At 68.7% G+C, this 19,582-nt stretch carries 18 protein-coding genes; 10 read left to right on the top strand and 8 right to left on the bottom strand.

The window, feature by feature from the left end:
* Positions 1–101: 101 nt before the first annotated feature.
* Both AB0436_RS00725 and pgi read left to right on the top strand, forming a co-directional pair.
* Complete coding sequence (locus tag AB0436_RS00725) at positions 102–437, top strand: RNA polymerase-binding protein RbpA (protein ID WP_366465457.1); 336 nt, start codon at positions 102–104, stop codon at positions 435–437.
* A gap of 146 nt (positions 438–583) precedes the next feature.
* Entirely contained in the window at positions 584–2,245 is a 1,662-nt protein-coding gene (pgi, locus tag AB0436_RS00720; RefSeq protein ID WP_366466101.1) for a glucose-6-phosphate isomerase, read from the top strand.
* 73 nt (positions 2,246–2,318) lie between these two features.
* Here pgi and pgl read toward each other — a convergent pair whose 3' ends face one another.
* The 5 genes from pgl to tkt are packed head-to-tail and all read right to left on the bottom strand — an operon-like array spanning position 2,319 to position 8,911.
* Positions 2,319–3,101 carry a 6-phosphogluconolactonase gene (gene pgl / locus AB0436_RS00715; RefSeq protein WP_366465456.1) on the bottom strand — a complete coding sequence of 261 codons (783 nt, stop codon included), beginning with the start codon at positions 3,099–3,101 and terminating at the stop codon, positions 2,319–2,321.
* Positions 3,098–4,147 (bottom strand): glucose-6-phosphate dehydrogenase assembly protein OpcA, encoded by a 1,050-nt coding sequence (gene opcA / locus AB0436_RS00710; protein WP_366465455.1) that lies wholly within the window; start codon positions 4,145–4,147, stop codon positions 3,098–3,100. The genes pgl and opcA overlap by 4 nt, the downstream gene beginning before the upstream one ends.
* Positions 4,144–5,667 (bottom strand): glucose-6-phosphate dehydrogenase, encoded by a 1,524-nt coding sequence (gene zwf, locus AB0436_RS00705; protein ID WP_366465454.1) that lies wholly within the window; start codon positions 5,665–5,667, stop codon positions 4,144–4,146. Before zwf ends, opcA begins: the two co-directional genes overlap by 4 nt.
* A gap of 3 nt (positions 5,668–5,670) precedes the next feature.
* Positions 5,671–6,789: a transaldolase gene (gene tal / locus AB0436_RS00700; protein ID WP_366465453.1), complete on the bottom strand. Its 1,119-nt coding sequence runs from the start codon at positions 6,787–6,789 to the stop codon at positions 5,671–5,673.
* A gap of 34 nt (positions 6,790–6,823) precedes the next feature.
* Entirely contained in the window at positions 6,824–8,911 is a 2,088-nt protein-coding gene (tkt, locus tag AB0436_RS00695; RefSeq protein WP_366465452.1) for a transketolase, read from the bottom strand.
* Between the two features lie 315 nt (positions 8,912–9,226).
* On the opposite strand from tkt, the gene AB0436_RS00690 reads away from it, so the two are divergent.
* Together AB0436_RS00690 and AB0436_RS00685 are read left to right on the top strand one after the other, a co-directional pair.
* Positions 9,227–10,174, top strand: coding sequence for a heme o synthase (locus tag AB0436_RS00690; protein WP_365855711.1), 948 nt, complete (start codon positions 9,227–9,229; stop codon positions 10,172–10,174).
* A gap of 129 nt (positions 10,175–10,303) precedes the next feature.
* On the top strand, positions 10,304–10,675 hold the full coding sequence (locus tag AB0436_RS00685) for a hypothetical protein (RefSeq protein ID WP_366465451.1): 372 nt from the start codon (positions 10,304–10,306) through the stop codon (positions 10,673–10,675).
* 58 nt (positions 10,676–10,733) lie between these two features.
* On the opposite strand, the gene AB0436_RS00680 is transcribed toward AB0436_RS00685, so the two are convergent.
* From AB0436_RS00680 to AB0436_RS00670, 3 genes are all read right to left on the bottom strand, one after another.
* Positions 10,734–11,822: a COX15/CtaA family protein gene (locus AB0436_RS00680; protein WP_366465450.1), complete on the bottom strand. Its 1,089-nt coding sequence runs from the start codon at positions 11,820–11,822 to the stop codon at positions 10,734–10,736.
* Positions 11,823–11,901: 79 nt separating this feature from the next.
* Positions 11,902–12,669 (bottom strand): ABC transporter permease, encoded by a 768-nt coding sequence (locus tag AB0436_RS00675; protein ID WP_366465449.1) that lies wholly within the window; start codon positions 12,667–12,669, stop codon positions 11,902–11,904.
* Positions 12,666–13,592 (bottom strand): ABC transporter ATP-binding protein, encoded by a 927-nt coding sequence (locus AB0436_RS00670; protein ID WP_366465447.1) that lies wholly within the window; start codon positions 13,590–13,592, stop codon positions 12,666–12,668. The genes AB0436_RS00675 and AB0436_RS00670 overlap by 4 nt, the downstream gene beginning before the upstream one ends.
* Before the next feature lie 151 nt (positions 13,593–13,743).
* Here AB0436_RS00670 and AB0436_RS00665 point away from each other — a divergent pair, with 151 nt between their 5' ends.
* From AB0436_RS00665 to AB0436_RS00640, 6 genes are all read left to right on the top strand, one after another.
* Entirely contained in the window at positions 13,744–14,478 is a 735-nt protein-coding gene (locus AB0436_RS00665) for a metalloregulator ArsR/SmtB family transcription factor (protein ID WP_366465445.1), read from the top strand.
* Positions 14,475–15,896: a Fe-S cluster assembly protein SufB gene (gene sufB / locus AB0436_RS00660; protein ID WP_366465444.1), complete on the top strand. Its 1,422-nt coding sequence runs from the start codon at positions 14,475–14,477 to the stop codon at positions 15,894–15,896. The genes AB0436_RS00665 and sufB overlap by 4 nt, the downstream gene beginning before the upstream one ends.
* Positions 15,897–16,091: 195 nt before the next feature.
* Complete coding sequence (gene sufD, locus AB0436_RS00655; protein ID WP_366466100.1) at positions 16,092–17,189, top strand: Fe-S cluster assembly protein SufD; 1,098 nt, start codon at positions 16,092–16,094, stop codon at positions 17,187–17,189.
* On the top strand, positions 17,189–17,506 hold the full coding sequence (locus AB0436_RS00650) for a non-heme iron oxygenase ferredoxin subunit (RefSeq protein ID WP_366465443.1): 318 nt from the start codon (positions 17,189–17,191) through the stop codon (positions 17,504–17,506). Before sufD ends, AB0436_RS00650 begins: the two co-directional genes overlap by 1 nt.
* Positions 17,507–17,513: 7 nt before the next feature.
* A complete protein-coding gene (sufC, locus tag AB0436_RS00645; protein WP_366465442.1) occupies positions 17,514–18,305 on the top strand; it encodes a Fe-S cluster assembly ATPase SufC in 792 nt (263 codons plus the stop codon).
* Positions 18,302–19,558: a cysteine desulfurase gene (locus AB0436_RS00640; RefSeq protein ID WP_366465440.1), complete on the top strand. Its 1,257-nt coding sequence runs from the start codon at positions 18,302–18,304 to the stop codon at positions 19,556–19,558. The genes sufC and AB0436_RS00640 overlap by 4 nt, the downstream gene beginning before the upstream one ends.
* Positions 19,559–19,582: the final 24 nt, after the last annotated feature.

Genomic DNA, 19,582 nt, shown 5'->3' with positions numbered 1-19,582 from the left:
CCGCGTTTCGGTGCGGGGGTGTAACTCCAATCACTGGACGCGCGTTGGGCCTTCCGTAGACTGGGGCATCTTCGAGCACCATCACGCAGGGAGTTACGACCGTGGCAAGTGGCAACGCGATCCGGGGAAGCCGGGTTGGAGCGGGCCCGATGGGGGAGGCCGAGCGAGGCGAGTCAGCACCGCGTCTCCGCATCTCCTTCTGGTGCTCGAACGGGCATGAGACGCAGCCGAGCTTCGCCAGCGACGCGCAGGTTCCGGAGACCTGGGACTGTCCGCGCTGCGGGTTCCCGGCCGGCCAGAACCGCGACAACCCACCGGCCCCACCGCGCACCGAACCGTACAAGACGCATCTCGCGTATGTGCGGGAGCGGCGCAGCGACGCGGACGGTGAGGCGATCCTCGCCGAAGCGCTTGCCAAACTGCGGGGCGAGATCTGAACACATCACATCCGGCCGGACCTCCTCGGGGGTCCGGCCGGAGTGCGTTGCCGGTGCCGCCCACGGTCTTCAACCGCCAGATCAATTAGGTTGGACGGACAGCGGGGTATGTACGCAGGTACGAGAAGAATGGACCGATGCCCGAGATGAACGCAGAAGGCCGTACCAGGCTCAACCAGATGCCCGAATGGACCGCGCTGGGCAAGCACCGGGAGCAACTGGGCGACACGCGTCTGCGGGAGCTTTTCGACAGAGATCCCGAGCGAGGGACGGCATACACCCTCCGGGCGGGCGATCTGTATCTCGACTACTCCAAGCACCTGGTGACCGACGAGACGCTCGGCCTGCTCCGTGAGCTGGCCGCTGCCGCCGGGGTGGCCGGTCTGCGTGACGCGATGTTCCGCGGCGAGAAGATCAACACCACCGAGGACCGTGCGGTGCTGCACACCGCACTGCGCGCCCCGCGCGACGCGGTGATCGAGGTCGACGGGGAGAACGTCGTGCCGGCCGTGCACGCGGTGCTCGACAAGATGGCCGCTTTCGCGGACAAGGTCAGGTCGGGGGAGTGGACGGGCCACACCGGCAAGCGCATCCGGACCGTCGTCAACATCGGCATCGGCGGCTCCGACCTGGGCCCGGCGATGGCGTACGAGGCACTGCGTTCGTTCACCGCACGCGAGCTGCAGTTCCGCTTCGTCTCCAATGTCGACGGCGCCGACCTGCACGAGGCGGTCAGGGACCTGGACCCGGCCGAGACGCTGTTCATCATCGCGTCGAAGACCTTCACCACCATCGAGACCATCACCAATGCCACCTCCGCGCGCAACTGGCTGCTGACCGGTCTGCGGGCCGATGCGGGAGCGGTGGCCAAGCACTTCGTCGCCCTGTCGACGAATGCCGAGAAGGTTGCCGACTTCGGTATCGACACGGCCAACATGTTCGAGTTCTGGGACTGGGTCGGCGGCCGGTACTCCTACGACTCGGCCATCGGGCTCTCCCTGATGATCGCGATCGGCCCGGACCGCTTCCGGGAGATGCTCGGCGGGTTCCATCTGATCGACGAGCACTTCCGCACCGCCCCGCCGGAGCAGAACATCCCGCTGCTGCTGGGGCTGTTGGGCGTCTGGTACGGCGCGTTCTTCGACGCGCAGGCGCACGCCGTGCTGCCGTACTCGCACTACCTCTCCAAGTTCACCGCCTACCTCCAGCAGCTGGACATGGAGTCGAACGGCAAGTCCGTGGACCGGGAAGGCAATCCGGTCGACTGGCAGACGGGTCCGGTCGTCTGGGGCACCCCCGGGACCAACGGACAGCACGCCTACTACCAGTTGCTGCACCAGGGCACGAAGGTCGTCCCCGCCGACTTCATCGGCTTCGCCAGGCCGGTCGACGACCTGACGTCCGGTCTGGAGGCCCAGCACGACCTGCTGATGGCGAACTTCTTCGCCCAGACGCAGGCCCTGGCCTTCGGCAAGACACCCGATGAGGTCCGGGCGGAGGGCGTCGCCGAGGAACTGGTGCCGCACAAGACGTTCCGCGGCAACCACCCGACGACGACGATCCTCGCGGACACTCTCACGCCTTCCGTGCTGGGCCAGCTGATCGCCCTCTACGAGCACAAGGTGTTCGTCCAGGGGGCGATCTGGAACATCGACTCCTTCGACCAGTGGGGCGTCGAACTCGGCAAGGTCCTCGCCAAGAAGATCGAGCCGCTCCTCACCGAAACCGCCCCGGGGAAGGATGCCGGGCAGCTGGACAGCTCCACCGCCGCTCTGGTGCGCAAGTACCGCACGCTGCGCGGTCGTTAGGCGGGCGGACACGGAACCGGCCCGCACTCCGAGGAGTGCGGGCCGGTTCCGGCAAAGATCGGCCGGACAGGACCTAGGCGATGGGCCGCCCGTAGAGCTGCGGAGGCAGCTGGGAGGCCGCCGCCGAGTCCAGCAGCCAGAGCGTGCGCCCGCGGCCGTACGCGCCGGCGGCCGGCGCCTGTACCTCACCGGTCCCGGACAGCGCTAGAGCGGCCGCCCCTGCCTTGTCCTGGCCGGCGGCCAGCAGCCACACCTCACGTGCGGCCCGGATCGCGGGCAGCGTCAGCGAGATACGGGTGGGCGGCGGCTTGGGCGCACCGTGCACTCCGACGACATTGCGTTCGGTCTCCCGTACGGCGGGAAGCTCGGGGAAGAGCGAGGCCACATGCGCGTCCGGGCCGACCCCCAGCATCAGGACGTCGAAGGTCGGCACATCGCCGTGGTCCTCGGGCCCCGATGCGGCGGCCAGTTCGGCCGCGTAAGCGGCAGCAGCGGCTTCCACATCGTTGCCGTGCGGGCCGTCCGACGGGGCCATGGCGTGCACCCGGGCGGGGTCCACCCCTACCGAGTCGAGCAGTGCGGCACGGGCCTGCGTGATGTTGCGCTCCGGATCGCCGTCCGGCAGGAACCGCTCGTCACCCCACCACAGGTCGATCCGCGACCAGTCGACGGCGTCCCGGGCGGGCGCCTCGGCGAGGGCCGCGAGCAGCCCGTTGCCGTTGCGCCCACCGGTGAGCACCACCGAGGCGGAGCCGCGTGCGGCCTGGGCGTCCACCACCTTCGTGATGAGCCGTGCCGCGGCGGCCTGTGCCATCAGCTCCTTGTCGCGGTGCACGACGAGTTGCGGGGAGCTCACTTCGATGCCGCCCTCTTGGCCGGCGCTGCCTTCTTGGCGGCCGGCGCCGCCTTCGGCTCATCCGGACTGTCGGACTCCCGGGCCCGGTCGGGGCCCGCACCACCGGAAGTCCGGGGGGACGGCGCGCCGATCCGGTCCACGCCGTACTTCAGCGTGGCCGCGTAGGTGTCGTCCGGGTCGAGCCTGCGCAGCTCCTCGGCGAGCAGCTCGGAGGTCTCCCGCCGCTTCAGCGCCACCGCACGATCCGGCTGCCCCGGCATGCAGAGGGTGGCCAGCGACCCGTTGGCACGGTCCAGGATGATGACGCCGTGGTCCGTCTCCATCCGTACGGACGTGAGACCGGGCCCGGACGAGACGGCGCGTGCCACCGGTACGTCCAGCCGGTCGGCTAGCCACATCGCGAGCAGCTCGCAACTCGGGTTGAACTCCTCGCCCTCCACCTCGATGCCTGTCACCTGGCACGGCAGCTGGTCGAGTGCGGCCGCCAGCATCGAACGCCACGGCGTGATGCGCGACCAGGACAGGTCGGTGTCACCCGGTGCGTAGACGGCGGAGCGGGCCGTCAGCTCCTGTATCGGCTGCTCGGCGGCGTACGAGTCGGTGACGCGGCGCTGGGCCAGCGCACCGAGCGGATCCTTCGCCGGGTCGAGCGGTGCGTTCACCGGCCACCAGACCACCACCGGGGCGTCCGGCAGCAGCAGCGGCAGAACCACCGACTGCGCATGGTGCAGCGCCTCGCCGTACATCCGCAGGACCACCGTTTCGCCGGTGCCCGCGTCGGCGCCGACCCGCACCTCGGCGTCGAGCCGCGCCGCCGCACGGTCGCGCGGGGAGCGGGAGACCCGCTTGATGACCACGAGCGTGCGCGAGGGGTGCTCGCGTGACGCTTCGTTGGCCGCCTTCTGGGCGTCGTAGGCGTTCTCCTCGTCGGTCACGATGACGAGGGTCAACACCATGCCGACGGCGGGGGTGCCGCTGGCGCGACGGCCCTGTACGAGGGCCTTGTTGACCTTGCTGGCCGTGGTTTCCGTCAGATCGATTTTCATGGCCGGCGCCAGCTCCGTCCTTCTCGTGCGAGCATTTCGTCCGCCTCGGCGGGCCCCCACGTGCCCGACTCGTACTGAGCCGGCTTGCCGTGAGTGTCCCAGTACCGCTCGATCGGGTCGAGGATCCGCCAGGACTGCTCGACCTCCTCCAGCCGGGGGAAGAGGTTCGCGTCGCCGAGCAGCACATCGAGGATGAGCCGCTCGTACGCCTCGGGGCTGGACTCGGTGAAGGACTCGCCGTAGGCGAAGTCCATCGAGACGTCCCGGATCTCCATCGAGGTGCCGGGCACCTTGGAGCCGAACCGCATGGTGATGCCCTCGTCGGGCTGCACCCGGATGACGATCGCGTTGTGTCCGAGTTCCTCCGTCGCCGTGTGGTCGAAGGGCGAGTGCGGGGCGCGCTGGAAGACGACCGCGATCTCGGTGACCCGGCGGCCCAGCCGCTTGCCGGTGCGGAGGTAGAAGGGGACGCCCGCCCAGCGGCGGTTGTCGATCTCCAGGCGCACCGCCGCGTAGGTGTCGGTCTTCGACTTGGGGTCGATGCCGTCTTCCTCGAGGTAGCCGACGGCCTGTTCGCCGCCCTGCCAGCCCGCGGCGTACTGCCCGCGCACGGTCTCCTTGCCCAGGTCCCTGGGCGGCTTGATGGCCCCGAGCACCTTGGTCTTCTCGGCCACCAGCGCGTCGGCGTCGAAGGAGGCGGGCTCCTCCATCGCGGTCAGCGCGAGCAACTGGAGCAGGTGATTCTGGATGACGTCACGGGCCGCGCCGATGCCGTCGTAGTAGCCGGCCCGGCCGCCGATGCCGATGTCCTCGGCCATCGTGATCTGGACGTGGTCGACGTACGACCGGTTCCAGACCGGCTCGAAGAGGGTGTTGGCGAAGCGCAGCGCCAGGATGTTCTGGACGGTCTCCTTGCCGAGGTAGTGGTCGATCCGGAAGACCTCGTTCGGCGGAAAGACCTCGTGTACGACCTCGTTGAGCTCCTGGGCGCTCTTCAGGTCGTGGCCGAAGGGCTTCTCGATGACCGCGCGGCGCCAGGAGCCCTCCTGCTGGTCGGCCAGTCCGTGCTTCTTGAGCTGCTGGACGACCTTGGGGAAGAACTTCGGCGGCACGGACAGATAGAAGGCGAAGTTGCCGCCGGTGCCCTGCGCCTTGTCGAGATCCTCGATCGTCGACTTCAGGGTGTCGAACGCCGTGTCGTCGTCGAAGGTGCCCTGCACGAAGCGCATGCCCTGGCTCAGCTGCTGCCAGACCTCTTCGCGGAAGGGGGTACGGGAGTGTTCCTTGACGGAGTCGTGGACCACCTGGGCGAAGTCTTCGTTCTCCCAGTCGCGGCGCGCGAAGCCGATGAGCGAGAAGCCCGGCGGCAGCAGGCCGCGGTTGGCCAGATCGTAGACAGCAGGCATCAGCTTTTTACGGGACAAATCGCCTGTGACGCCGAAGATGACCAGGCCCGACGGCCCCGCGATACGCGGGAGCCGCCGGTCCTGGGCGTCACGCAGCGGATTGCTGCTGGACAATGTTTAGCCCTCCGAAGGAGCGAGGCGCTTGAGCTCTGCCTCAGTGGACTTGAGCAGGTCGTTCCAGGACGCCTCGAACTTCTCGACGCCCTCGTCCTCCAGGACCTGGACGACGTCGTCGTAGGAGATCCCGAGCTTCTCTACGGCGGCGAGGTCCGCGCGGGCCTGCTCGTAGGTGCCGGACACGGCGTTCCCGGTGATCTCGCCGTGGTCCGCGGTGGCGTCGAGCGTCGCCTCCGGCATGGTGTTCACCGTGTTCGGCGCGACCAGGTCCACCACGTACATGGTGTCCCGGTACGCCGGGTCCTTGACGCCGGTCGAGGCCCACAGCGGGCGCTGCTTGTTGGCCTGCGCCTTGTCCAGGGCGGCCCAGCGGTCGGAGGCGAAGATCTCCTCGTACGCCTCGTACGCCAGACGGGCGTTGGCGACCGCAGCCTTGCCCTTGGCGGCCTTCGCCTCGTCGGTGCCCAGGGCGTCAAGACGCTTGTCGATCTCGGTGTCCACCCGGGATACGAAGAAGGACGCCACCGAGAAGATCTTAGAGAGGTCCAGGCCGGCGGCCTTGGCCTTCTCCAGACCGGAGAGGTAGGCGTCCATGACCGCGCGGTAGCGCTCCAGCGAGAAGATCAGCGTGACGTTGACGCTGATGCCCCGGCCGATGGTCTCGGTGATGGCCGGCAGACCGGCCTTGGTCGCCGGGATCTTGATGTAGGTGTTCGGCCGGTCCACCAGCCAGGCGAGCTGCTTGGCCTCGGCCACCGTGGCCCTGGTGTTGTGCGCGAGCCGCGGGTCCACCTCGATGGAGACCCGGCCGTCCTGGCCCTGCGTGGCGTCGAAGGTCGGCCGCAGGATGTCGGCGGCGTCCCGGACGTCCGCCGTCGTGATCATGCGGATGGCTTCCTCGACGGTGAGCCTGCGGGCCGCCAGGTCCGTGAGCTGCGTGTCGTAGCCGTCGCCCTGCGAGATCGCCTTCTGGAAGATGGACGGGTTGGTGGTGACACCCACCACGTGCTGCTGGTCGATCAGTTCGGCGAGATTGCCGGACGTGATGCGCTTGCGGGAAAGGTCGTCGAGCCAGATCGCGACGCCTTCGTCGGAGAGGCGCTTGAGTGCGTCTGTCATGGGATTTGCATCTCCTACTGGTCGTATACAGGCGTCAGCGCGCTGCGGCTTCAATCGATTCCCGGGCTGCGGCCGCGACCGCGTCGGCGGTGAAGCCGAACTCGCGGAAGAGGACCTTGGCGTCGGCGGAGGCACCGAAGTGCTCCAGCGACACGATGCGGCCCGCGTCGCCCACGAAACGGTGCCAGGTCAGACCGATACCGGCCTCGACCGCCACCCGCGCCTTCACGGACGGCGGCAGCACCGAGTCCCGGTACCCCTGGTCCTGCTCGTCGAACCACTCGACCGACGGCATCGAGACGACCCGGGTCGGCACCCCTGCGGCCTCCAGCTGCTCGCGGGCCTCCACGGCCAGCTGGACCTCCGAGCCGGTACCGATCAGCACCACCTGGGGGGCGCCGCCATCGGCGTCGAGGAGTACGTAGCCGCCCTTGGCCGCGTCCTCGTTCGCCTCGTACGTCGGCACGCCCTGGCGGGTCAGCGCGAGGCCGTGCGGGGCGCCCTTGCCGAACTCCTTGGTGTAGCGCTTGAGGATCTCGCGCCAGGCGATCGCCGTCTCGTTGGCGTCCGCGGGGCGGACGACGTTCAGACCCGGGATGGCGCGCAGCGAGGCGAGGTGCTCCACCGGCTGGTGGGTCGGGCCGTCCTCACCGAGGCCGATCGAGTCGTGCGTCCATACATAGGTGACCGGCACCTGCATCAGCGCGGACAGCCGGACCGCGTTGCGCATGTAGTCGGAGAACACCAGGAAGGTGCCGCCGTAGATCCGGGTGTGGCCGTGCAGCGCGATGCCGTTCATGGTCGCGGCCATGGCGTGCTCGCGGATGCCGAAGTGGATCGTCCGGCCGTACGGATCGGCGCCGGGCAGCGGGTTGCCCACCGGCAGGAACGAGGAGTTCTTGTCGATGGTGGTGTTGTTCGAGCCCGCGAGGTCGGCGGAACCGCCCCACAGCTCCGGAACGATATCGCCGAGCGCCTGGAGCACCTTGCCGGAAGCGGCGCGGGTGGCGACCGCCTTGCCGGCCTCGAACACCGGGAGCTTGTCCTGCCAGCCCTTGGGCAGCTCGCCCGCACTGATGCGGTCGAACTCCGCGGCGCGCTCCGGGTTCGCGGTGCGCCAGGCGGCGAAGCCCTTCTCCCACTCGGCCTTGGCGTCACGGCCGCGGTCGAGGATGGCGCGGGTGTGGGCCAGAACTTCCTCGGAAACCTCGAAGGACTTCGTCGGGTCGAAGCCCAGAACCTTCTTGATCGCGGCGACTTCCTCGTCGCCGAGCGCCGAGCCGTGCGCGGCCTCGGTGTTCTGGGCGTTCGGGGCGGGCCAGGCGATGATCGAGCGCATCGCGATGAACGAGGGACGCCCGGTCTCGGCCTTGGCGGCCTGGATCGCGGCGTACAGCGCGGCCGGGTCGAGGTCGCCGTTCTCCTTCGGCGTCACCCGCTGGACGTGCCAGCCGTAGGCCTCGTACCGGTTGATGGTGTCCTCGGAGACCGCGGTCTCCGTGTCACCCTCGATGGAGATGTGGTTGTCGTCCCACAGCAGTACGAGATTGCCGAGCTTCTGGTGCCCGGCCAGCGAGGAGGCCTCCGCGGAGATGCCCTCCTGGAGGCAGCCGTCGCCGGCGATCGCGAAGACGAAGTGGTCGAACGGGGAAGTGCCGGGGGCCGCTTCCGGGTCGAAGAGACCGCGCTCGTAGCGGGCGGCCATCGCCATGCCCACCGCATTGGCGACACCCTGGCCCAGCGGGCCCGTGGTGGTCTCCACACCGGTGGTGTGTCCGTACTCCGGGTGCCCCGGGGTCTTCGAGCCCCAGGTGCGGAAAGCCTTCAGATCATCCAGCTCCAGGCCGAACCCGGCCAGGTAGAGCTGGGTGTAAAGGGTCAGCGAGGAGTGTCCGGCAGAGAGGACGAACCGGTCACGACCGGTCCACTCGGGGTCGGCCGGATCGTGCCGCATCACCTTCTGGAAGAGGGTGTACGCGGCCGGGGCCAGGCTCATGGCCGTACCGGGATGGCCGTTGCCGACCTTCTGTACGGCGTCCGCGGCCAGCACGCGGGCGGTGTCGACGGCCCGCTGGTCCAATTCGGTCCACTCGAGGTCTGTGGTGGTCGGCTTGGTACTCACCCTGGGTCAGGGCTCCTCTCCACATCATGTAAGCCCGGTTACGGTCGATGCACCGGGCGTTGTCGAGCCTACCCCCGCCGCAACACTCGTCTTTTCGGGTTCCCGCCGATAAAAGAGGGACACCTGCCAGGGTGCCGGTGACCGCTCCCGTTCGCTCGTCGGCAGGGGCGACTGCCCCTTGACACGGGCCTCAACACGACCCGACCCCGGCGGATAACGGCGGACGGGCAACGTCTAGAGTGACGTGGTACGCGCAAGTGTCGACCGGGCTCTCACCGCCGGAACTTGCTGGAAAATTCTCTGTCAGGGGTGTACGTGACGGCCGTCGAGTCCCGACCCGCAGGGGTCGTCCAGACTCCCAGCCCGGGGGGCCATCGGCCATTCGGGGCTCGCGTCAAGGCTTTCGTGACGCTGACCAAACCGCGGATCATCGAGCTGCTGCTGATCACCACGGTGCCGGTGATGTTCCTGGCCCAGCAGGGCGTGCCCGATCTGTGGCTGGTCCTGGTGACCACGATCGGCGGCTATCTCTCGGCCGGTGGCGCGAACGCGTTCAACATGTACATCGACCGCGACATCGACGCGCTGATGGACCGGACGTCGCAGCGACCGCTGGTGACCGGGATGGTGACCCCGCGGGAGTGCCTGGTCTTCGCCTTCACGCTGGCCACGGTCTCGACGCTGTGGTTCGGGTTCCTGGTCAACTGGCTCTCCGCCGCGCTGGCGCTGGGCGCGCTGCTCTTCTACGTGGTCGTCTACACGATGCTCCTCAAGCGCCGCACCTCGCAGAACATCGTCTGGGGCGGCATCGCGGGATGCATGCCGGTCCTCATCGGCTGGACCGCCGTCAGGGACTCGCTCTCATGGGCCCCGGTCATCCTCTTCCTCGTGATGTTCTTCTGGACGCCGCCGCACTACTGGCCGCTCTCCATGAAGGTGAAGGCGGACTACGCCAGGGTCGGCGTCCCGATGCTCCCGGTCATCGCCACCAACCAGGTCGTGGCCCGGCAGATCGTGGTCTACAGCTGGGTGATGGTCGGTGTGTCGCTGCTGCTGACGCCGCTCGGGTACACCGGCTGGTTCTACACCTCGGTGGCTCTGCTGGCCGGCGGATGGTGGCTCTGGGAGGCGCACGGCCTCCAGTCCCGGGCCAAGAGCGGCGCAGCCGGCGCGAAGCTGAAGGAAATGCGGCTGTTCCACTGGTCGATCACCTATGTCTCGCTGATCTTCGTGGCCGTCGCCGTGGACCCGTTCCTGCGCTAGAAGTCACGCCGGGACCCCCGGCGTCCGAGAGCCCCCGCACCTCGTGCGGGGGCTCTCGGCTTCGCCGTGTGGCCCGCGCCACCCCACCCACCCGTCGCACGCTCGGCTACCCGGAAGTAGCATGCGGCCATGGCAGACACCCAGGTGGACGACGAGCAGCACGACGCGGCCGTCGACAACGAGAAGCAGCAGGCCAAGGCCGACCGGAAGGCAGCGCGGCTGGCCAAGCAGATCGTGTCCTTCCGGCAGGCACACGGCGGGGCCGAGGCGCAGCTCGCCTACATCGGCCGGCGAGGGGCCCGCATCGTGCTGGTGGGCGAGGACGGCGATTGGGGCGACCTGATGGCCCCGTCGTTCGCCATAGCGCAGAGTGCGACCACGAAGGCCGGCGTCACGGTTCACGAGACGTTCGACGGCGACTTCGCGGCCAAGGTCCGCACCGGACCCTACGAATGGAAGCGGATGGCGGGCATTCAGCTCGGCAGCCCCGGCAAGCACTGAAAAGCCCCGCCCGCAACGGAAAAGCCCTGCCCGCGACGGGCAGGGCCGTACGCCGCGTTCAGCGGCCGGAAGGGACTTCCCGGACGGCCGGGAGCGCGGCGTCGTCGGTCACCGGGGGCTGCACGGGCACAGCCTGCGCGTTCGTCTCCGCGACCTTCCGTGCAGCAGCCCGCCCAGCAGTCACCGGAGCCTCCTGCGGCCGCTCCCGGAGCGAGAGCAGCATCCGCATGACACCGATCCACACCAGGGTCGCGCCGAGCATGTGGATGCCGACCAGGATCTCGGGGGTGTGGGTGAAGTACTGGACGTAGCCGATCACGCCCTGCGCCATCAGCACCAGGAAGAGATCGCGGGCCCGGTGCAGCGGTCCCACCGGTGCGTCCACGGCTTTCAGCACGAACCAGAGCGCGACGGTGAGCGCGACCACGACCCAGGCCAGATCGGCGTGCAGTTGCGCGATCATCTCCCAGTCGACCGGGATGCGGGCCACCTCGCTGGAGTCGCCCGCGTGCCGGCCGGCGCCGGAGACGACCGTGCCGACCGCGATCAGCGCGCCGGATGCCACGACGAGCAACCAGGTCAGCTGAGTGACCGCCTTGCCCACCAGCGGGCGGGGCGCGCCGTCGCCCTCGCGGGTGCGTTGCCAGGTCAGCACCGCCACCGTGATCAGCGCCGTGGTGAGCAGGAAGTGTGCGGCCACGGTGTACGGGTTCAGGCCGACCAGCACCACGATGCCGCCCAGCACCGCGTTACCCATGACCACCCAGAACTGGGCCCAGCCCAGTCGGGTCACCGAGCGCCGCCAGGGCTTCGAGGAACGAGCGGCGATGATCGCCCAGCCGACCGCCGCGCACAGCACGTACGTCAGCATCCGGTTCGAGAACTCGATCGCGCCGTGCACGCCCATCGCACCGGTCGTCGTCAGGCTCCCGTCGGTGCACTCGGGCCAGGTCGGGCAGCCGAGTCCGGACCCGGTCAGCCGGACCGCCCCGCCGGTGACGACGATGATCACCGCCATCACGACAGCGGCGAGAGCCGCCCGCCGGACGGTCCGGGGAGCCGGGGTCCAGTGATCGGCGATGTAGGCGAGGGGGTTGCGCACCGCTCGAACGGCTTCGGCGCGGGTCATGTTCGGCACGGGATACATGGTAGGCCGGATGCTTGTGCGTACTTTCACGAGGGGGTCTCCCGGCACCCGAGCCGGCCGGCAGGGCCGCTACGTCCCGCTACTCCCAGCGGAAGAAGCGCGCGGCGGCGCCCAGGGCGAGCGCCGCCCACACGCCGAGAATTCCCACATCGCCCCAGGGCATCGAAGCCCCGTGCTGGAGCACGTCGCGCAGTCCGTCGGAGAGCGCGGAGATGGGCAGCACGTCCAGCACGGACCGGATCCCGCCGGGGAACTTGTCCATCGGGACGATCACCCCGCCGCCGACGAGCAGCAGCAGAAAGACCAGGTTGGCTGCGGCCAGGGTGGCCTCCGCCTTGAGCGTCCCCGCCATCAGCAGGCCGAGGCCGGAGAAGGCGGCGGTGCCGAGGACGAGGAGCAGCAGAACGGCGAACGGGCCGCCGTGCGGCGACCAGCCGAGTGCGAACGCGATCACCGTGAGCAGCACGATCTGCAAGACCTCGGTGACCAGTACGGAAAGCGTCTTGGAGGCCATCAGCGCCCAGCGGGGGAGCGGCGAGGCGCCGAGCCGCTTGAGTACCCCGTACCGGCGTTCGAATCCGGTGGCGATGGCCTGCCCGGTGAAGGCCGTGGACATCACGGCGAGTGCGAGGATGCCCGGCGCCAGGAAGTCGACGGACTTGCCCGCTCCGGTGTCGACGATGTCCACCGCCGAGAAGAGGACCAGCAACAGCGAGGGGATGATCACCGTCAGCAGCAGCTGCTCGCCGTTGCGCAGCATCATCTTCGTCTCGAACGCCGTCTGCGCCGTGATCATCCGGGCCAGCGGGGCCGCGCCGGGGCGCGGGGTGTACGTACCGGCGCTCATGCGCGCAGCTCCTTGCCGGTCAGTTCCAGGAAGACGTCTTCGAGGGTGTGGCTCTCCACCGAGATCCGGTCCGGCATCACGCCGTGCTGGGCGCACCAGGAGGTGACGGTGGCCAGCAACTGGGGGTCGACCGTTCCGGTGATCCGGTAGGAGCCGGTGGTCAGCTCGGCGGCCTCGGTGCCGTCCGGCAGGGCCTTCAGCAGCGATCCGAGGTCGAGCCCCGGCCGGCCGACGAAACGCAGGGTGTTCTCCGCGCCGCCGCGGCACAGCGCCTGGGGGCTGCCGTGGGCGATGACCCGGCCGCTGTCGATGATGGCGACATCGTCGGCGAGCTGCTCGGCCTCGTCCATGAAGTGGGTGGTCAGCACGGTGGTCACCCCGTCGTTGCGCAGCTCCCGTACGAGCTCCCAGGTGGACCTGCGGGCCTGCGGGTCGAGACCGGCGGTCGGCTCGTCGAGAAAGACGAGCTCGGGCCGGCCGACCACGGCCATCGCCAGGGCGAGCCGCTGCTGCTGGCCGCCGGAGAGCCTGCGGTAGGACGTACGGCCGCAGCCCTCCAGGCCGAGCCGCTCGATCAGCGCGTCCACGTCCAGCGGGTGAGCATGCAGCCTGGCCGTGTGGCGCAGCATCTCCTCGGCCCGGGCGCCGGAGTAGACGCCGCCGGACTGGAGCATCACCCCGATCCGGGGGCGCAGCGCCGCGCTGTCGGCCACCGGGTCCAGGCCCAGCACCCGGACCGTGCCGGAGTCGGCGCGACGATAGCCCTCGCAGGTCTCCACCGTGGTGGTCTTGCCCGCGCCGTTCGGTCCGAGGACCGCGGTGACGGTGCCGGCCCCGACGCTCAGGTCCAGACCGTCCACCGCGGTCCTGCTGCCGTACCGCTTGACGAGGCCGTGGACCTCAACGGCGGGATCTGTGCTCATGCGGGCGAGTCTACGAACCGTGCACAAGCCGCCCGGCCCCGGGGCCAGGGGGCCCGGAGCACCGCTTAGGTCACCCTAAGTGACCGAGACCACCGCAGGCGATGCCGATCTTCGCTTGTCGCGGGCCGGGGAATTACGCAACAATGGCGTTGTGAAAAACGTCGGCGAGGCTCCGCAGGAGGAACTCGCGACCGGTGAGCGGTCCACCCGCAACCGCGTCGCGCGCTCCATCCTGGACCACGGCCCCTCCACGGTGGCCGAGCTCGCCGGGCGTCTCGGGCTGACCCAGGCGGCGGTCCGCCGTCATCTGGACGCCCTGCTCGCCGACGACGTGATCGCCGCCCGCGAGCAGCGGGTGTACGGCGCGCGGACCCGAGGGCGCCCCGCCAAGGTCTTCGCCCTCACGGACTGCGGCCGCGACGCCTTCGATCAGTCCTACGACAAGCTCGCCGCCGACGCCCTGCGCTGGATATCCCGGCATTCGGGCGACGAGGCCGTGATGGATTTCGCCCGTGACCGGCTCGCCGGTCAGGCCGAGGCCTATCGGAGCGCCATCGAGGCGGCGGCGCCCGAGGACCGGGCCGAGGCGCTGGCCAAGGCGTTGACCTCCGACGGGTACGCTGCTACGGCGCGTACTGCGCCGGTGGGTGAGCAGCTGTGCCAGCACCACTGCCCGGTGGCCCATGTGGCCGAGCAGTTCCCGCAACTGTGCGAGGCGGAGACCGAGGTCTTCTCCCGTTTGCTCGGGACCCATGTGCAGCGTCTGGCCACCATCGCCCATGGTGACGGGGTGTGTACGACCTTCATCCCGAAGGCCCCGCACCGCCCCGCTCCGCAGACCACCGATTCAGCATCCGCAAGCAAGGCCGGGAGGAACCCCGCATGACTCTCCCCACGGAGACTGCCCACCCCGAACTCGAGGGTCTGGGTACGTACGAATTCGGCTGGGCCGACTCCGACGCGGCAGGCGCCGCGGCCAAGCGTGGCCTGTCCGAAGCTGTCGTCCGAGACATCTCGGCGAAGAAGAACGAGCCCGAGTGGATGCTGAAGATGCGGCTGAAGGGCCTGCGTCTGTTCGGCAAGAAGCCGATGCCGAGCTGGGGCTCCGACCTGTCGGGCATCCACTTCGACAACATCAAGTACTTCGTGCGGTCCACCGAGAAGCAGGCGGAGTCCTGGGAGGAACTGCCCGAGGACATCAAGAACACGTACGACAAGCTCGGCATCCCCGAGGCGGAGAAGCAGCGCCTGGTCGCCGGTGTCGCGGCTCAGTACGAGTCCGAGGTGGTGTACCACCAGATCCGTGAGGACCTGGAGGAACAGGGCGTCATCTTCCTCGACACGGACACCGCGCTGAAGGAGCACCCGGAGCTCTTCCAGGAGTACTTCGGCACCGTCATCCCGGTCGGCGACAACAAGTTCGCCTCGCTGAACTCGGCCGTGTGGTCCGGTGGCTCGTTCATCTACGTGCCGAAGGGCGTGCACGTCGATATCCCGCTGCAGGCCTACTTCCGTATCAACACGGAGAACATGGGCCAGTTCGAGCGGACGCTGATCATCGTCGACGAGGACGCCTACGTCCACTACGTCGAGGGCTGCACCGCACCGATCTACTCCTCCGACTCGCTGCACAGCGCCGTGGTCGAGATCATCGTGAAGAAGGGCGGCCGCTGCCGCTACACGACGATCCAGAACTGGTCGAACAACGTCTACAACCTGGTCACCAAGCGTGCCGTGGCGTACGAGGGCGCGACCATGGAGTGGGTCGACGGCAACATCGGCTCCAAGGTCACCATGAAGTACCCGGCCGTCTACCTGATGGGTGAGCACGCCAAGGGTGAGACCCTGTCGATCGCCTTCGCGGGCGAGGGCCAGCACCAGGACGCCGGCGCGAAGATGGTGCACATGGCGCCGAACACCTCCTCCAACATCGTCTCCAAGTCGGTGGCGCGAGGCGGCGGCCGCACCTCCTACCGCGGACTGATCGAGATCGGCGAGGGCGCCGAGGGCTCCAAGTCGAACGTGCTCTGTGACGCGCTGCTGGTCGACACCATCTCCCGCTCGGACACCTACCCCTATGTGGACGTCCGCGAGGACGACGTGTCCATGGGCCACGAGGCGACCGTCTCCAAGGTCTCCGACGACCAGCTCTTCTATCTGATGAGCCGCGGGATGACGGAGTTCGAGGCGATGGCGATGATCGTCCGCGGTTTCGTCGAGCCGATCGCCAAGGAGCTCCCGATGGAGTACGCCCTGGAGCTCAACCGGCTGATCGAGCTGCAGATGGAGGGTTCGGTCGGCTAGCAGCCGCCCGACCACCGCACCATCGACCGACTCAGACGTCTTCATCAGAAAGCGAGCACGACGACAGCCATGGCTGAGGCTCAGAATTCCTCCAAGGACCCCCGACAGGCTTCGGTCCAGGGGGGACCGCCCGCGGCGGGTTCCACCACTGCCGGGTCCATCGCGGTGGCCGCAGAGTCGACCGTAGCCACCCGCATGAGCGCGCCGCCGTCCTTCGACGTGGCGGACTTCCCGGTCCCCGGCGGCCGCGAGGAGGAGTGGCGGTTCACTCCGCTGGAGCGCCTGAAGGGCCTGCACGACGGGACCGCGGTCGCGACCGGCAGCGGCGTCGAGATCGAGGTGACCGCCCCCGATGGCGTGACCGTCGAGACCGTGGGCCGCGACGACGCCCGGATCGGCGCGGCCGGCAAGCCCGTGGACCGGATCGCCGCGCAGGCGTACTCCTCCTTCGAGAAGGCCTCGGTCGTCTCGGTGCCCAAGGAGGCCGTGCTCAGCGAGCCGATCCGGATCGCGGTGCGCGGGGTCGGCGGAGTCGCCTACGGTCACCAGATCGTCGAGCTCGGTGCGTTCGCCGAGGCGGTCGTGGTCATCGACCACACCGGCGACGCGGTGCTCGCGGCCAACGTCGACTACATCCTGGGTGACGGCGCCAAGCTGACCGTCGTCTCCGTCCAGGACTGGGACGACAAGGCCGTCCACGTGGCCCAGCACAACGCGCTGGTGGGCCGGGACGCGTCCTTCAAGTCGGTCGTGGTCACCTTCGGCGGCGATGTCGTACGTCTCCACCCGCGCGTGCAGTACGCGGGCCCCGGCGGCGACGCCGAGCTGCTGGGTCTGTACTTCACCGACCGGGCGCAGCACCAGGAGCACCGCCTGTTCGTCGACCACAACGTCGCGAACTGCCGGTCGAACGTGGCCTACAAGGGCGCCCTGCAGGGCCAGGACGCGCACGCCGTATGGATCGGGGACGTGCTGATCCGGGCCGCCGCCGAAGGCACCGACACCTACGAGCTCAACCGCAACCTCGTCCTCACCGACGGCGCGCGGGTCGACTCGGTCCCGAACCTGGAGATCGAGACCGGCGAGATCGCGGGAGCGGGCCACGCCTCCGCGACCGGCCGTTTCGACGACGCGCAGCTCTTCTATCTGCAGTCCCGGGGCATCCCCGCGTCGGAGGCCCGCCGCCTGGTGGTCCGCGGCTTCTTCGCCGAGCTGGTCCAGCAGATCGGCCTGCCGGACGTCGAGGAGCGCCTGCTCGACAAGATCGACGCCGAGCTGGGGGCCGCTGTCTGATGGCCTTCGTCAAAGCCTGTGCGCTGAGCGAGCTGGAGGACGACACCCCGAAAAGGGTGGAGATCGGCTCCACGCCGGTCTCGCTCGTCCGGACCGAGGGCGAGGTGTTCGCGATCAACGACATCTGCTCGCATGCGAACGTCTCACTCTCGGAGGGCGAGGTCGAGGACTGCTCGATCGAATGCTGGCTGCACGGTTCGACCTTCGACCTGCGAACCGGCAAGCCGTCCGGTCTTCCCGCGACGCGCCCCGTCCCCGTATACCCCGTCAAGATCGAAGGGGACGACGTGCTCGTCTCCGTCACCCAGGAGTCCTGAGTCACCCATGGCAACGCTTGAAATCCGCGACCTGCACGTCTCCGTCGAAACCGAGAACGGTACGAAGGAGATCCTCAAGGGCGTCGACCTGACCGTGAAGCAGGGCGAGACCCACGCCATCATGGGCCCCAACGGCTCAGGCAAGTCGACACTGGCGTACTCACTCGCCGGGCACCCCAAATACACCATCACCCGGGGCACCGTCACCCTCGACGGCGAGGACGTCCTGGAGATGACCGTCGACGAGCGCGCCCGGGCCGGCCTCTTCCTCGCCATGCAGTATCCGGTCGAGGTCCCCGGCGTCTCGGTCTCCAACTTCCTCCGCACGTCGGCCACCGCCATCCGCGGCGAGGCGCCGAAGCTGCGTACCTGGGTGAAGGAGGTCAAGGGCGCGATGGAGACCCTCCAGATGGACCCGGCCTTCGCCGAGCGCAACGTCAACGAGGGCTTCTCCGGCGGTGAGAAGAAGCGCCACGAGATCCTTCAGCTCGAGCTGCTCAAGCCGAAGATCGCGATCCTCGACGAGACCGACTCCGGTCTGGACGTCGACGCGCTGCGCCAGGTCTCCGACGGCGTCAACCGCGTCCGCGAGTCCGGCGATGTCGGCACCCTGCTGATCACCCACTACACGCGCATCCTGCGCTACATCAAGCCCGACTTCGTGCATGTCTTCGCAAACGGACGCATCGCCGAGTCCGGCGGCCCCGAGCTCGCGGACAAGCTGGAGAACGAGGGCTACGAGGCGTACACGAAGGGTGGCCCCGTGAGCGGAGCAAACACAGAGGAGGGCGTGGCGTGACACAGCTGCCGGGCCTTCTCGACACAGAAGCGATCCGCAAGGACTTCCCCCTGCTGGACCGCGTGGTCCACGACGGGAAGAAGATCGTCTACCTGGACAACGCGGCGACGTCGCAGAAGCCGCGCCAGGTTCTCGACGCGCTGAACGAGTACTACGAACAGCACAATGCCAACGTCCACCGTGGCGTGCACGTGCTGGCCGAGGAGGCCACGGCGCTGTACGAGGGCGCCCGCGACAAGGTCGCCGCCTTCATCAACGCGCCGAGCCGCAACGAGGTGATCTTCACCAAGAACGCCTCCGAGTCGCTCAACCTGGTGGCGAACATGCTGGGCTGGGCCGACGAGCCCTACCGGGTCGACCACGAGACCGAGATCGTCATCACGGAGATGGAGCACCACTCCAACATCGTCCCGTGGCAGCTGCTCGCGCAGCGCACCGGCGCGAAGCTCAGGTGGTTCGGCCTCACCGACGACGGCCGCCTCGACCTGTCCGACATCGACGAGATCATCACCGAGAAGACGAAGATCGTCTCCTTCACCCTGGTCTCCAACCTGATGGGCACGGTCAACCCGGTCGAGACGATCATCCGCCGCGCCCAGGAGGTCGGTGCGCTCGTCTGCATAGACGCTTCGCAGGCCGCCCCACACATGGTGGTCGACGTCCAGGCACTGCAGGCCGACTTCGTGGCGTTCACCGGCCACAAGATGGTCGGCCCGACGGGCATCGGCGTCCTCTGGGGCCGCCAGGAGCTCCTCGAGGACCTGCCGCCGTTCCTCGGCGGTGGCGAGATGATCGAGACCGTGTCGATGCACTCGTCGACCTACGCTCCGGCGCCGCACAAGTTCGAGGCGGGCACGCCCCCGATCGCCCAGGCCGTCGGCCTCGGTGCGGCCGTGGACTATCTCAGCGCCATCGGCATGGACAAGATCGCGACGCATGAGCACGTGCTCACCGAGTACGCCATGAAGCGTCTCGGCGAGGTGCCCGACCTGCGCTTCATCGGTCCGACGACGGCCCTGGACCGCGGTGCGACGATCTCCTTCACGCTCGGTGACATCCACCCGCACGACGTGGGCCAGGTCCTCGACGAGCAGGGCATCGCGGTCCGGGTCGGACACCACTGCGCGCGTCCGGTCTGCCTGCGTTACGGAATTCCTGCGACCACCCGAGCGTCGTTCTATCTGTACTCCTCGCCTGCAGACGTCGACGCACTGGTGGACGGCCTGGAGTACGTACGGAATTTCTTCGGTTAACCGAACACACCGGGCAGGGACTGG

This window comes from Streptomyces sp. NPDC051322 (assembly GCF_040689485.1).
Classification (GTDB): domain Bacteria; phylum Actinomycetota; class Actinomycetes; order Streptomycetales; family Streptomycetaceae; genus Streptomyces.
The sequence above is the reverse complement of the archived record's forward strand: the minus strand, read 5'-3'. Positions and strand labels throughout refer to the sequence as shown.

Excerpts from the sequence above, each read along its gene's own strand:
- pgi (WP_366466101.1), top strand. The coding sequence starts at position 584 with ATGAACGCAGAAGGCCGTACCAGGCTCAACCAGATGCCCGAATGGACC.
- opcA (WP_366465455.1), bottom strand. The coding sequence starts at position 4,147 with ATGAAAATCGATCTGACGGAAACCACGGCCAGCAAGGTCAACAAGGCC.
- tal (WP_366465453.1), bottom strand. The coding sequence starts at position 6,789 with ATGACAGACGCACTCAAGCGCCTCTCCGACGAAGGCGTCGCGATCTGG.
- AB0436_RS00685 (WP_366465451.1), top strand. The coding sequence starts at position 10,304 with ATGGCAGACACCCAGGTGGACGACGAGCAGCACGACGCGGCCGTCGAC.
- AB0436_RS00680 (WP_366465450.1), bottom strand. The coding sequence starts at position 11,822 with ATGTATCCCGTGCCGAACATGACCCGCGCCGAAGCCGTTCGAGCGGTG.
- AB0436_RS00675 (WP_366465449.1), bottom strand. The coding sequence starts at position 12,669 with ATGAGCGCCGGTACGTACACCCCGCGCCCCGGCGCGGCCCCGCTGGCC.
- AB0436_RS00670 (WP_366465447.1), bottom strand. The coding sequence starts at position 13,592 with ATGAGCACAGATCCCGCCGTTGAGGTCCACGGCCTCGTCAAGCGGTAC.
- sufB (WP_366465444.1), top strand. The coding sequence starts at position 14,475 with ATGACTCTCCCCACGGAGACTGCCCACCCCGAACTCGAGGGTCTGGGT.
- sufD (WP_366466100.1), top strand. The coding sequence starts at position 16,092 with ATGAGCGCGCCGCCGTCCTTCGACGTGGCGGACTTCCCGGTCCCCGGC.
- AB0436_RS00650 (WP_366465443.1), top strand. The coding sequence starts at position 17,189 with ATGGCCTTCGTCAAAGCCTGTGCGCTGAGCGAGCTGGAGGACGACACC.
- sufC (WP_366465442.1), top strand. The coding sequence starts at position 17,514 with ATGGCAACGCTTGAAATCCGCGACCTGCACGTCTCCGTCGAAACCGAG.